The sequence below is a fragment of the Desulfobaculum sp. genome, assembly GCF_054921475.1.
On sequence record NZ_JBUDSW010000088.1, the window covers coordinates 1 to 12,977 of the forward strand.

Genomic DNA, 12,977 nt, shown 5'->3' on the forward strand with positions numbered 1-12,977 from the left:
TCCAGAAAATCCTAAGGATTGTTAAGGAAATTATTTCCTTAACCCGCCGGAGGCAAAAAAAGTGGCGCCCTCCAATAAAAAACCTCCGCACAAGCGAAGGTTGGGGGGGTGTCCGCCCCGTCCGGCGCGGGGTGGCGTGTGCGGTCGCGGAAGATGCCGGACGGGGGGACAGGGGAACAGGTACTCCTTCCCCTATACACAAAAGGCAGTAGAACGCAATCAGCTTTTTAATTCAGAGTGTTGGGGGAGAGATCGTGTCCGGGGCTACTCCCAGAAGCGCAGGACGTCTTCGGGCGTCTCGCGTTTTTTGAGTGTGCTGAAGGCGTGGTCTGCGTTGTAGCCCAGCACTTTGGGCACGGCGCGGGAGTTGTAGCGCGACCACATGGACAGGGTATAGGCGCCTGTATCGTGGATAAGCAGCCAGTCGCCCGGTTCGATGTGCGGGAGCAGAATATCGCGTCCGGGCAGGTCTCCGGCGAAGCAGAGGGGGCCGGCGATGCGGTATTCGCGCTCTGGTGTGGTCTTGAGGGTGCCGTCGGGCGCGCAGACGCTGAATTCGTGGTGCCAGTCGCCGGGGTTGTAGCACTTGCGCAGGAACATATCGGCGCCGAGGTGGATGACGGCGGTGCGGATATCGCCCTGCGGCTTGACGTATTCCACGCGGCTGGCGGCGAAGCCTGCGTTGGCGTGCACGGCGCGGCCAAATTCGGTCATGAGGCGGTAGCGCCCGGAGAACAGGCGGGGGCAGGCCTCGCGCAGGGCGGCGGCGTACTGGTGAAAGTCTGTGGCGACGAAGCCGTCTTCGCCGTAGTCGGCGGGCAGTCCGCCGCCGAGGTCGAAGGTATTGATGCGGCCGCCTGTGGCGGCGTTGACCTCTTCGACAAAGTCGAGAACGGCGCGCACGCCAAGGACGAGCTGATCAAGGGGGCAGCCTTGGGAACCGACATGAACGTGCACGCCGGTGAGCCATGGGTTGGCGATATAGGCGTCCATGAGCTCCTTGCGGAAGACTTTGAGCGGCACGCCGAACTTGGAGTATTCGGCGGCGACGGATGTTGCGCCGATGGTCCCTTGTCCGACCTGCGGATTGATGCGGATGCCGATGCCGCCGTGGGGTGTGCCTGATGTGATGGCGCTTCCGACGCGGGAGAGCTCCTGCAAGTTGTCCATGTTGAGGTGGATGCCTGCGGTGAGGGCGCGCTGGATTTCGGCTTCGGTCTTGGCGGGGGAGTCGAAGACGATGTGCTGCGGGGGAAAGCCCGCGGCGAGGGCGAGGGTCATTTCGGGCAGGGAGGCGGACTCCAGCCCAAGGAGGGGATATCCTTCGGTCCCGGACAGCGCGCAGAGGTGCTCCAGCACCTTGCGCAGGGGATTGGCCTTGACAGCTATGGCGTGCAGGGTGTCGGACGGGAATGTATCGGCAAGCTGGCGGACCTTCTCTTCGATGAGTGACATATCGTAGAACAGGGCGCTGGCGTCTGCCGCGTCCACAGCGCCGCCGGCGAGGGCAGCGCGCAGTGCGTCGGACATGGCCTGTGGTGTGAGTCTGTTTCGCATGCGGCCCGTATACACCCGCCTGTGCGGTATGTGAACCACAAGAACACTGGACCCGATGTGCGAGAGAAGGTACAGGACCGTGTCCGGCAGAGTCCGGTTTTGCATGACGACAGCACAGAAAAAACGGAACGCACATGGCACATAAAGGAAGCAGTCTTTACGCCCGGGGTGGCGATTGCATCACCCTCATAGGCATGGCTGGAGCAGGCAAGACGACCATTGGCCGCGCTGTGGCCGAGCGCCTTGGCTGGCCCCAGCTGGATACGGACCACGTGATTGAGGCGCACTATGGCCGCCCGCTTCAGGACATCGCGGACGCCTTTGGGCGCGACAGATTCGTGGAGGCGGAGGACGACATTGTGTCCGCTTTGGCCGTGGTCCGCACGGTGATCTCCACGGGCGGCAGTGTGGTGTACGGCCAGCGCTGTATGCAGCGCCTGAAGGAGCTTGGCCCGGTCATTTACCTTGCCGCGTCGCAGGAGGTCATCCTTGAGCGCGTGGCCATGAATCCGGACCGCGGGCTGGCCATTGCCCCCGGCCAAACCGTGACGGACCTGTTCAACGAGCGCATGCCGCTGTACGAGGCCGCCGCCGACTTTGTGGTGGACTCCGGCGAGATGAATCCGGACGAGTGCGCAACCGCCATTTGCGAGTGGCTTAAGCAAAGGGAAGAGAAGAGTGAAGCGTAACAGAGTAGGGGTGTTTCGCCGTCTGGCCGCACTCTATGACCGTATGCAGAAGGAATATGACGCCACCGTGGCGGACACCGGCTTTACGTGCATGGACTGTCCGCAAAACTGCTGTACGAGCTATTTCCAGCACCACACATATGTGGAGTGGGCCTACCTGTGGAAGGGCATGGAGGCCCTGCCCGAGGACAAGCGCGCCCTGTACCTGTCCCGCGCGCAGGACTACGTGACGCATATGCAGGAGAAGCTGGCCGCCGGTGAGCGCCCGGACGCCATGTGCCCGCTCAACGACGACGGCCTGTGTGGGCTGTATACGCACCGCCTGATGATTTGCCGTTTGCACGGCGTGGTGCATACGCTGGCCACCAAAGGCCGCTTTGACCGCATCGAGCAGAAGGAATATCCCGGATGTTGGCGGTTCAAGGAGGTTACGGACGGCCGCGACGATTTGCGCCCGCTGGACCGCACGCCTTTGTACCGCGATCTTGCCAAGCTGGAGATGGATTTTCTGGGATCCCGGATGGCTGCAATGCCCAAAGTGAACTTGACTCTTGCAGAGATGCTGGTGCAAGGTCCTCCTAAGTTGCAGTCTTAAGTGTCCGGAGGCATATGATGAAACGATTCGCAGTCCTGCTGTGCGGCGTAGTGTGCGCCGCTGTGTTGCTTGCGGGGTGCTCGCACATGAGCGTGAAGCACCTGAACCGCCAGCACTGGACGCTGGAGTCCGGGCAGAGCCTGCCCATGAAGTTTTGGCGCTTCGACTATGCCGTTGTGCCCCTTGAGAACCGCTTTGCCGTCCGCGGCACGGCCTTTCCTGTACAGGACGCCATCCCGCGCTGGGCCGAATATATCGGCGACCTGTGGTTCTCCGCCTATCTCTCGGACAAGGAAGGCCACGTTGTGGCCTCGGACCTGCGGGTGTTTCAGCCCAGCAAGCTGGACCGGGCGCAGGGCGTTGACTTTGAGTTCGTCCTCAAGCCCGATACGCTGGAGACGGACGACGAACTGTACATCACCTTCGGCTACCGCATGAAGCTCACCGCCAATCGCTTTGACGATGTGACCAAAAGCCCGGGCGACCCCACGGGCGGCGAGGTTTTCTTTGCCAGCGAAGGCGCGTTGACGCGTTACTAGCCGTCATCTTTCCGATTGTACTAGGGCCCCCGGCTTTGGCTGGGGGCCTTTTTTCGTGCGCAGTTTTGGGGACTGTTGGTATGCTGGCAATTGCGGCTGCAAATCCTTGCATGGCGCGTGTGATGGGGTAGAGTGGGGAGTGGGAGTAGAGCCATGACACAATTCGATACAACAAACGATATGTTTCCGGTGCAGGTTCGCTTTGTGGACTTGGTGGGCGGGGTCTCTGCCGTTTTGGACCTCATCAGCCCTGTGGTGGTGGGCCACCATCAGCGCACGGCATACATTGCGCTGCACATTGCCAGAACGGCAGGCGCGACCATGGAGGAGCAAGCGGACATTGCCCTTGCCGCGCTGCTGCATGACGTTGGGGCCTTTACCATGCGCACGCGTCTGGACACCCTGTGCTTTGATACCGACGACGTGAAGCACATGGAAACGGGCTACCGCCTGCTGTGCCACGCGCCGGGCTTTGAGCGGCTGGCCCGGCTCATCCGGCGGCACCACGTGCCCGCCGCGCGCTTTGGTGGATTGACCGAGGATGACGGGCGCGAGCTGTGGATGAGCAACATTATCCAAATGGCCGACCGCATCGACGTGCTGGCCCCGCGCAAAACGCATGTGGCACCGGATGTGGCGCTGGTGCGTAAGCGACTGAACGCCGGGCGCGGGCGCATGTTTCTTGAGGATATCCACGACAGCTTTTCCCACCACCTTGAGGCGCGCGAGTTTTGGACCGGCCTTGAAAGCTGTGCGCGGTTCGAGTCCATCCGCGAGGCGTGCACCGTGCGCTCGCAGCTGCTGCCGCTCAATGAACTGGTGAACGTGTCGCGGGTTATTGCCCAGCTTGTGGACTTCCGCAGCCGCTTTACGGCCACGCATTCGCAGGGCGTTGCCGCCGTGGCCATGGAGCTTGGCCGCATGGCGGGGCTGGACGAGACCGAAGCCACGCTTTTGCAGGTGGCTGGCGGCCTGCACGACGTCGGCAAGCTGGCCATCCCCTCGGAACTGCTGGAAAAGCCCGGTCCGCTGGATGATGAAGAATACGGCGTCATGAAGGGGCACGCGTATTACAGCAACACGGTGCTGTCCTCCATCCCCGGCCTGAAGGACGTGGGCGCGTGGGGCGCGCGGCACCATGAGCGCTTGGATGGCACGGGTTATCCCTTCCAATTGGGCGCGGGCAAGTTGGACCTTGGCGCGCGTATTATGGGCGTGGCGGACGTGTTCACGGCTTTGACGGAGGACCGCCCCTACCGCCACGGCATGCACCGGCGCGAGGTAGAGGGCGTGCTGTATGACATGGGCTTATCCGGCGCGCTGGACAAGGAGGTTGTCCGCCTTGCTCTGGACGATTACCAGCATTTGGACACCACACGCCTTGAGGCGCAGGCCTCGGCGCGGCAGTCCTTTGAGGCGTTTGCCATGGGGTGCGACGCATAGGCGGCGCACCCCCGCCGCACTCGGGGCTTGAAGAGCGCGGCAATGGGTTCTATAGTTCCGGCGTCCCAGTCACTTTAGCCATACTGCGACGGAACTCATGGAACTCTTTCGGGCCGACTTGCATATCCACTCCCGCTTTTCGCGGGCGACGAGCAAAAAGCTGAATCTTCGCCTGCTGGCGGCATGGGCGCGGGTGAAAGGGCTTGATGTCCTTGCCACCGGCGACTTTACGCATCCGGGATGGATGGCGGAGATTGAAGACATGCTGGAGCCGGACGGCTCCGGCCTGTTCACCCTCAAGGACGACAAACGCCTTGAGCGCGAATTGCCGTTTTTGGATGGCTACCCCCTCTCCGGGCGCACGCGGTTCATGCTGTGCACGGAAATCAGCAGCATCTACAAGCGCGGCGGCGCGGTTCGCAAGAACCACAACCTCGTCTTCATGCCCAATCTGGACATGGCGAAGTCCTTTACCGAGCGCTTAGCGCAGGTGGGCAATCTGGAGTCCGACGGCCGCCCCATCCTTGGCCTTGATGCCCGCGACCTGTTGGAAATGGTCCTTGAGACCGGCCCCAACGCCTTCCTTGTTCCCGCGCATATCTGGACGCCGTGGTTCTCGCTGTTTGGCTCCAAGTCGGGCTTTAACAGCGTGGAGGACTGCTTTGGCGACCTCTCCAGCGAAATTTTTGCCATGGAGACGGGCCTGTCCTCGGACCCGGAGATGAACTGGATGTGGTCCGCGCTGGACCGCTTCCGCATGATTTCCAACTCCGACGCGCACTCCGGCGAAAAGCTGGGGCGCGAGGCCAATATCTTCAGTGGCGAAATGTCCTATGAGGGCATCTACCGCGCCCTGCGCGGCGAGGCGCTGGGGCACAAATTCCTCGGCACCGTGGAGTTCTTCCCGGAGGAAGGCAAGTACCATCTGGACGGCCACCGCAACTGCGGCGTGGTTCTGGACCCGCAGGAGACCCAGGCGCGAGGCGGGCTGTGCCCTGTGTGCGGCAAGCCGCTGACCGTTGGCGTGCTGAACCGCGTCATGGAATTGGCGGACCGCGAGACCCCGCAGCAGCCTGCCGGGCAGCCGGGATTCGTCTCCCTCATTCCCCTGCCGGAAGTGGTGTCCGAGGTGCTGGGCGTTGGCCCCGGCAGTAAAAAGGTGAAGAATTTCTATGGCCGCCTCATTGCGCGCTTTGGCTCGGAGATGGCCGTCCTGCAGGACGTGCCCCTTGAGGACATCGCCAAGGTGTCCACGCCGCTGGCCGAGGGCATCTCGCGCATGCGCAAGGGCCGCGTGGTGCGCCAGTCCGGCTTTGATGGGCAGTACGGCGTCATCACCGTCTTTACGCCCACGGAGCGCGAGGAAATCCAGCGCGGCGGCTCCCTTATCGCCATGCCGAAGGCCGCGCCAAAGCGTGTGGATATGGGCGCGGCAACGCCTGCGCCCCGCGCGGCGGAGCCCAGCGCGCCTTCCGCTCCGGGCGCCGTGCAGTACAACGAGGCCCAGCAGCGCGCCATTGATGCCGGTCCCGGACCGGTGCTGGTGCTGGCCGGGCCGGGCACGGGCAAAACGCAGACCCTGATGGGGCGCATCAACGCCCTGCTGGAAGGCGGCGAGAACCCCCGCCATATCCTGACGCTGACCTTTACCCGGCGCGCCGCCGGCGAGCTTGGCCGCCGCCTAGTGGTGATGCGCGGTGAGCAGGAGGCCCTGCCGCGTGCGGATACCCTGCATGCGCTGGCCTTTGAGTGCTGGACCGCCATCCACGGCGAAGCCCCGGTCATCCTCTCCGAGGAGGGGGCGCAGCGCGTGTTTGCCGAGGCGACGCCGGACCTGACCGCCAACGACCGCAAAGCCGCGTGGACGCGCCTTGGGCTGGCGCGGGAGCGGCTGGTGGAGCTGGACTCACTGGCTGAGATTGCGGCGGCCTACACATCCGTCAAGCAGTCGTGGAATCTTGTGGACTATACGGACCTGCTGGTCTTTTGGCTGGAGCAGGTAGAGGGCGGCACGTGGCCCAATCCGTACATCCATGTGCTTGTGGACGAGGTGCAGGACCTGTCCGCGCTGCAGCTGCGGCTGGTCAAGGCCTTGGCCGTGCACGGCGGGCGCGGCTTCTTTGCCATTGGCGACCCGGACCAGTCCATCTATTCCTTCCGCGGTGCGCGCGGCGACGTGCTGGACGACCTGCGGCAAACGTGGCCCGAGTTGGACATCATCACCCTGACGGACAACTACCGCTCGTCCCAGCAGGTGCTGGACCTGTCGCGTCCGGTTATTCCGGATGGTCCGGTCCTGCACGCCCACCGCGACATCACCGCCGACCTGCGCCTGTTCTCCGCGCCGAATGCGGCGCGCGAAGCGTCGTGGATGGGCGAGCGCATCCGCGAATTGGTGGGCAGCACCAGCCATTCCCTTGCCGACGCCGCGCCCTCGGCGTGCCTGTCCCCCGGCGATATTGCCATCCTTGTGCGGTTCAAGGCGCTCATCCCCGGCATCCGCGCCACGCTCGACCGGCTGGGCCTGCCCTGCGCCGTGCCCGAGGTGGACGCGTTTTGGAAGGAGCCGCGCGTGGCCGCCATTTTGGCCGCTGCGGGCCGCACCCTCGGCATTGCCCCGGCGGTGGACGTGCAGGCCGAGGAGGCCGTCGATGTGCCGGAGCAGGTGCTCTCTCGCGGGCCTCTTGGGCTTGAGGCCTACTTGCAGGATGCCCGTCCCTTTGACAGGCTGTTCTGGGAAAGCCGAGAATATAAAAAGCTCAAGAGGGCATTCGAAGAGCACGGCGGCTGGCATGGCCTCATCAACTGGGTGAACCTGCGCACGGATCTTGATCAGGTCCGGGCCAAGGCCGAAAAAATCCAGATCATGACCATGCACGCGGCCAAGGGGCTGGAGTTTGAAGCCGTGTTCCTGCCCGCGTTGGAGGACGGCATTGTGCCTTTTGCCGGGAGCGGAGTCTTGACGGGGACGCAGCCCGGCGCGCACACTGCGGCGGATGAGGCCGAAGAGCGGCGCCTGTTCTACGTTGGGCTGACGCGGGCCAAGAGCAAACTGTATTTGAGCTATGCGGCGCAGCGCATGCTGTACGGCAAGGAACTGCGGCTTCCGCCCTCGCGCCTTTTGGACGCGCTGCCGGATGGAATGCTGAAAAAAACGCGGGTTGTGGGGAAGACGGTTCGCCAGACCAAGCAACTCGGCCTTCTGGGAGGAGGCGAGTAGCCGGGCCTGTCTGCCGCGCCGGATGGCGGCGCTGTGGGTGGGCTTAGGGTGAAAAGATTCTGTACACGTACCGCTCGTAGGCGGCGCAGACATGGCGCGTCAGCGCGGTGCTGACGCCGATGTCCCGCAGTCTGCAGTATACGTGCAGGGGGTTCAGGTAGTGTTGCAGAAGACTTTTGACAATCTGCATGGTGGGCCTCCTGTTTCCGAGCTGCGCCTTTATTGACTGGAAAAAGCAAGAAGCATACCCCGGCTGGCTTTGTGAATCGTTGTGGTCGGTTCCCTGCCTCCGCCCTCTGGCGGACCGGAAAATATGTCGGTGAACCGGCACAAAACGCGAGTCTGTATATGTCTTATCGGTCACTGGCGGAAAGAATTCAGGGGGCGGCATGGACGCTGGCGGCCCCGTCCTCGGTCATTCCCGCGGGGGTGGCGGAAAATTGCTGTCATCTTGAGGGCACCTTTCCGGAGGTGGCCCTGTTGTTTTTCGAGTCCCAATCCTGTTTGGAATACACCCCGCAGGACCTGCCGCCGTGGCTGGCCGGGCTGGACCTGAGCTATCATGTGCATCTGCCGCTGGACCTGCCGTGGGGCGAGGGAGCGGACGCCGCATGGGCCATTGTTCAGGAGCTGGTGGAAAAGGCCGCGTACCTTTCGCCGCGGGCCTATGTGCTGCATCCGCCCGCAGATGCCGCCACTATGGGCCGCTTTGCGGAGTTGTGGCGCGGGGCAGGCTACGACCCGGCGGACCTGCTGCTGGAGAACATCGACACCTGCGACCTGCGCGCGCATCTGCCGTACGTGGCGCAGTGGGGCGTGTCGCTGTGTCTGGACTTGGGACACATGTTGGCCTATGAACAGGAATTTCTGGCGGATGAAGTGGACTACGGCGCTGTGCGCATGCTCCACCTCAACGCCCCCGGCGAGAATGGACGGCACCTGCCGCTGACCGCGCTGGATGACAACGGGCGGGCTCTGCTGCAGAAGCAGCTTGCCGCACTCCGCCCCGATGCGGTGATAACCGTTGAACTGTTTACAGAACGCGACGTCATGGATTCCGCACACGTCCTGCTGACTATGCTCGGCGAGGACCAAAGGTAGCGCCGCAGGCGCTCAGGGAGAAGATGATGGCGTATTTCCGGTCCATCCCCCGATTGGACGATTTGCTGGCGCTCTTCCGCCGCGAGGACCGGTGGCTTATCCTCATCAATGCCGACCCCGACGCCATGGCCTCGGCCATGGCGCTCAAGCGCATCATGGCGCGGCGGGTGCAGGATACGGGCATTGCCCACATCAATGACATCACCCGTCCGGACAATCTGGAAATGATCCGCTGTTTGCGCGTGCCCACGCGGCGGCTGACGCCCACCCTTGCCGCGCAGTACGACCGCTTTGCGCTGGTGGACTCCCAGCCGCATCACAACGCGGCCTTCAAGGAGTACGACTTTTCGCTGGTGATCGACCATCACCCGCTGTCGGCGGAGAATCCGGTCACCGCAACTTACGCGGATATCAAGCCGGACTACGGCTCCAACGCTAGCCTGATGACGGAGTATCTGTACAACCTGCACATCAGGCCCGGAAAGCTCCTTGCCACGGCGCTCCTCTATGGCATCAAGACGGACACCTCCAGCTTTGAGCGCGTGTTCTGCGAGGCGGACCTGCGCGCCTTCCAGTATCTGTCCAAATATGCGGACCATCTGCTGCTGCGCAAGATTTACCGAAGCGAATTCCATCTCGAATGGCTGCGGTATTTCTGTCAGGCCTACTTTAAGCTGCGCCTGACCGGGCAGGGCATTTTTGCCTACTTGGAGGACGTGGAAAGCGCGGACATCCTTGTCATCCTTGCGGACCTCTTCTTGCGCGTGCAGGGCGCGGCGTGGACCGTTATCAGCGGTACGGTGGATGATCAGGTCATCGCCGTGTTCCGCGGCGACGGCTTGCGGCGCGACATGGGCAAGTTTGCCGCGCGCTGCTTTGGCAGCATCGGCTCCGCTGGCGGCCACCGCAACGCCGCCCGCGCCGAGATTCCGCTCTCCGCCATTCCCGATGCACCTGTGGAAGTCTTCCTCTGGAACCGCATAAAATCGAAAAAAGCACGGCCGCGTAAGCCCGCCGCTGATTCCGGCGACGCCTAGCGCGGCGCTGTACGACCCCCATTCACCGCCGCATCCCCGCGGCGCATGGAGAACCAATGTCCCTGAAAGACCGTCTCGGACTCGATACGTCCCCTGTGTTCCTCGTTGACGGACACGCCTTCATCTACCGCTTCTACTACGCCTTCCGCGACATGCAGCGCTCCGACGGGTTCCCGACCAACGCCCTGTACATGTTCCTGCGGATGCTCATGAATATTTTGAAGAACGAGCGCCCCGAGTACATGGGCGTCTTTTTTGACGGCAAGGGGCCGACCTTCCGCCACGAGGCGTACGAGGCCTACAAGGCCCAGCGCCCGGCTATGCCCGAAGACCTTGCCATGCAGCTGGACCCCGCCCACGACGCCGTGCGCGTTTTGGGCCTGAACATGTTGGTGGCCGAGGGCGTCGAAGCCGACGACTGCATGGCCAGCGTTGCCGCCCGCCTCAAGGGCCAGCGCCCCGTGGTCATCGTGGGCGCGGATAAGGACCTCAAGCAGTGTCTGGACGAGCGCGTCTTCATGTGGGACCCCGGCGCCAAGAAGGAAAAGCTCACCACACTGGACGACTTCCGCACCGAGACGGCCATGGAGCCCAGCCAGTGGCCGGACTTTCAGGCCCTTATCGGCGACTCCGCGGATAACATCCCCGGCGTGCCCGGCATTGGTCCCAAGACGGCGTCCAAAATTATGGCCGACTATCCCACCCTTGAGGCCCTGCGCGATGCCGTCAGCGCCGGAGAGGGCGACTTTAAGCCCGCCATGCGCAAGAAGCTGGAAGCCAACATGGATGATGCCTTCCTCTTCCGCACCCTCACCCGGCTGTCCACCGAGGTGTGCACCGAGCTTGACCTTGACGCCCTGCGCGTCAGCGCGCCCGTGTACGATGATGTGGACGCGTTCCTGACGGAATATGAGTTCCGCACCCTTCGGCGCGACCTGCCCAAGTATTTCCCCCGGCCCGAGGCCGCCAAGCCCGCCTCCGGTTCCGCGAAGTCCGCCTCCGCTCCTGCGGCGGAAGCCAAGGCTACGTCCGCCGGGGAGCAGCAGCTGTCCCTGTTTGGCGCGCCCGCCGCGCCTGCCGCCGAGCCCGCCGCACCGGCCGAGGCCGACATCGTGCGCATTGCCGCCGAACCTGCCGCACTGCCCGATGTGACGGGCGAGACCGTGGGCCTTGTCCCCGGCGACGAGGACGGCGTGTGGCATCTGGGCATTGCGGGCACCGAGTGGCAGGTGTCCGGCTCCCATGAGGACCTTGCCGCGCATGTGGCCTCTGCCGCCGCCATCGCCGCGCCCAACGTCAAGGACCTGTTGCGCGCCGATCCGGCGTGGGACGATATTCCCCTTGAATCATGGTTCGACATCGGCCTTGCCTGTTATCTGCTCTCCCCCGAGGACCGCGATTATTCGTGGCAGCGTCTCTACCGCCGCAACGCTCCGGAGCTGCTCGAAGCCGAACCCAAGGGCCACGGCGTCACCGCCGCCGCCATGACAACGGCCCTGCGTGACCGCCTTGACGCCGCGCATCTGTCGGACCTGATGCAGACCTTAGAGACGCCGCTTATCCCCGTCCTTGCCGACATGGAAGCCGCGGGCATCGCCATTGACTCCGCCGCGCTACACAGCTTTCTCTCCGAAGTGCAGGAGAAGCTGGATACCCTCACCGCCAGCATTCACGAGCGCGCGGGGCGCGATTTTAATCTGCGCTCCAGCCAGCAGTTGGCCGAGGTGCTGTTCACTGACCTAGGCCTGAAACCGCGCGGCAAGACCCCCGGCGGCGTGCCGTCCACGGCCTTTGACGTGCTGGAAAAGATTCGCTCCGAGCATCCCATCATTGAGGATATTCAGGCGTGGCGAAAGCTGGAGAAGATGCGCTCCACCTATCTGGAGCCGCTGCCGCGCGCCGCGGACGATGCAGGCCGCGTGCACTCGCATTTTAATCAGCTCGCCACCGCCACCGGCCGCCTGTCCAGCTCCGGCCCGAACCTGCAGAACATTCCCATTCGCGGCGAAATGGGCCAGCGCATGCGCACCTGCTTCACCGTGGGCGAAGGCAACCTGCTTGTCGCGGCGGACTACTCGCAGATTGAACTGCGCGTGCTCGCGCATTTGTCGCAGGAGCCGGAACTCGTGGACGCCTTCACCAATGACGAGGACATCCACTCCCGCACTGCCGCGCTGCTCTTCGACAAGGCGCAGGCCGACATCGCCGCCGACGAACGCCGCAGCGCCAAGACCATTAACTTCGGTCTCATCTACGGCATGGGCCCGCAGAAGCTCGCCGGTGAGCTTGGCATTCCCCTCAAGGAGGCCAAGGCTTTCATCGAGCGCTACTTCGAGCAGTTGTCCGGACTCGCCGAGTTCTACAACGCCGTGGAAGAACAGGCCAAGACCGATGGCTCCGTCATCACCCTCGCCGGGCGCCGCCGCCTGCTGCCGGATATCAACTCCCGCAACTCCCATCATCAGGGACAGGCGCGCCGCCAAGCCATCAACACCCGCATTCAGGGCAGCGCCGCAGACATCATCAAGATGGCGATGCTGGAAGTGTGGCAGGATAAAAAGCTCCGCAAGCTCGGCGCAAAGCTCATCCTGCAGGTGCATGACGACCTGATCCTCGAAGTGCCCAAAGACGCCGCGCAGGAGGCCGGAAAACGCCTCGAAGCCATCATGTCCGGCATCTACGACCTCTCTGTGCCCCTCGCCGTGGATTGGGGCGTCGGCAACAACTGGGGCGAGGCGCATTAGCGCCGGGTGAAGGCTGGAGAAGGAAGAGGGAAGAGGAAGAGTGCCTCCGGCG

10 protein-coding genes are annotated in these 12,977 nt (G+C 63.6%); 8 read left to right on the forward strand and 2 right to left on the reverse strand.

The features are described from left to right. Positions 1-264: 264 nt before the first annotated feature. Entirely contained in the window at positions 265-1,557 is a 1,293-nt protein-coding gene (locus ACY69P_RS07580) for a type III PLP-dependent enzyme domain-containing protein (RefSeq protein WP_462327050.1), read from the reverse strand. A gap of 134 nt (positions 1,558-1,691) precedes the next feature. Here ACY69P_RS07580 and thrB point away from each other — a divergent pair, with 134 nt between their 5' ends. From thrB to ACY69P_RS07605, 5 genes are all read left to right on the forward strand, one after another. Beyond that, positions 1,692-2,246 carry a homoserine kinase gene (gene thrB, locus ACY69P_RS07585; RefSeq protein WP_404843798.1) on the forward strand — a complete coding sequence of 185 codons (555 nt, stop codon included), beginning with the start codon at positions 1,692-1,694 and terminating at the stop codon, positions 2,244-2,246. Next, positions 2,236-2,841: a hypothetical protein gene (locus tag ACY69P_RS07590; RefSeq protein ID WP_459900490.1), complete on the forward strand. Its 606-nt coding sequence runs from the start codon at positions 2,236-2,238 to the stop codon at positions 2,839-2,841. Before thrB ends, ACY69P_RS07590 begins: the two co-directional genes overlap by 11 nt. Before the next feature lie 17 nt (positions 2,842-2,858). After that, on the forward strand, positions 2,859-3,380 hold the full coding sequence (locus tag ACY69P_RS07595) for a hypothetical protein (RefSeq protein ID WP_459900492.1): 522 nt from the start codon (positions 2,859-2,861) through the stop codon (positions 3,378-3,380). Positions 3,381-3,533: 153 nt separating this feature from the next. Then, a complete protein-coding gene (locus ACY69P_RS07600) occupies positions 3,534-4,823 on the forward strand; it encodes an HD domain-containing phosphohydrolase (RefSeq protein ID WP_462327051.1) in 1,290 nt (429 codons plus the stop codon). Positions 4,824-4,920: 97 nt separating this feature from the next. Then, complete coding sequence (locus ACY69P_RS07605; RefSeq protein ID WP_462327052.1) at positions 4,921-8,043, forward strand: UvrD-helicase domain-containing protein; 3,123 nt, start codon at positions 4,921-4,923, stop codon at positions 8,041-8,043. A 43-nt stretch (positions 8,044-8,086) separates the two neighbouring features. Here ACY69P_RS07605 and ACY69P_RS07610 read toward each other — a convergent pair whose 3' ends face one another. Next, the gene (locus ACY69P_RS07610; RefSeq protein WP_404843793.1) at positions 8,087-8,233 is read right to left on the reverse strand and encodes a hypothetical protein; all 147 of its coding nucleotides are present in this window, start codon (positions 8,231-8,233) and stop codon (positions 8,087-8,089) included. A 158-nt stretch (positions 8,234-8,391) separates the two neighbouring features. Here ACY69P_RS07610 and cbiR point away from each other — a divergent pair, with 158 nt between their 5' ends. The 3 genes from cbiR to polA are packed head-to-tail and all read left to right on the forward strand — an operon-like array spanning position 8,392 to position 12,925. Further along, complete coding sequence (cbiR, locus tag ACY69P_RS07615) at positions 8,392-9,144, forward strand: cobamide remodeling phosphodiesterase CbiR (RefSeq protein WP_462327053.1); 753 nt, start codon at positions 8,392-8,394, stop codon at positions 9,142-9,144. 26 nt (positions 9,145-9,170) lie between these two features. Continuing rightward, complete coding sequence (locus ACY69P_RS07620) at positions 9,171-10,181, forward strand: DHH family phosphoesterase (protein ID WP_404844116.1); 1,011 nt, start codon at positions 9,171-9,173, stop codon at positions 10,179-10,181. A 56-nt stretch (positions 10,182-10,237) separates the two neighbouring features. Next, the gene (polA, locus tag ACY69P_RS07625; RefSeq protein WP_462327054.1) at positions 10,238-12,925 is read left to right on the forward strand and encodes a DNA polymerase I; all 2,688 of its coding nucleotides are present in this window, start codon (positions 10,238-10,240) and stop codon (positions 12,923-12,925) included. Positions 12,926-12,977: the final 52 nt, after the last annotated feature.

What these genes read in the sequence shown, in the direction of transcription:
- ACY69P_RS07580 (WP_462327050.1), bottom strand. Translation starts at nt 1,557, where the DNA reads ATGCGAAACAGACTCACACCACAGGCCATGTCCGACGCACTGCGCGCT.
- thrB (WP_404843798.1), top strand. Translation starts at nt 1,692, where the DNA reads ATGGCACATAAAGGAAGCAGTCTTTACGCCCGGGGTGGCGATTGCATC.
- ACY69P_RS07595 (WP_459900492.1), top strand. Translation starts at nt 2,859, where the DNA reads ATGAAACGATTCGCAGTCCTGCTGTGCGGCGTAGTGTGCGCCGCTGTG.
- ACY69P_RS07600 (WP_462327051.1), top strand. Translation starts at nt 3,534, where the DNA reads ATGACACAATTCGATACAACAAACGATATGTTTCCGGTGCAGGTTCGC.
- ACY69P_RS07605 (WP_462327052.1), top strand. Translation starts at nt 4,921, where the DNA reads ATGGAACTCTTTCGGGCCGACTTGCATATCCACTCCCGCTTTTCGCGG.
- ACY69P_RS07610 (WP_404843793.1), bottom strand. Translation starts at nt 8,233, where the DNA reads ATGCAGATTGTCAAAAGTCTTCTGCAACACTACCTGAACCCCCTGCAC.
- cbiR (WP_462327053.1), top strand. Translation starts at nt 8,392, where the DNA reads ATGTCTTATCGGTCACTGGCGGAAAGAATTCAGGGGGCGGCATGGACG.
- ACY69P_RS07620 (WP_404844116.1), top strand. Translation starts at nt 9,171, where the DNA reads ATGGCGTATTTCCGGTCCATCCCCCGATTGGACGATTTGCTGGCGCTC.
- polA (WP_462327054.1), top strand. Translation starts at nt 10,238, where the DNA reads ATGTCCCTGAAAGACCGTCTCGGACTCGATACGTCCCCTGTGTTCCTC.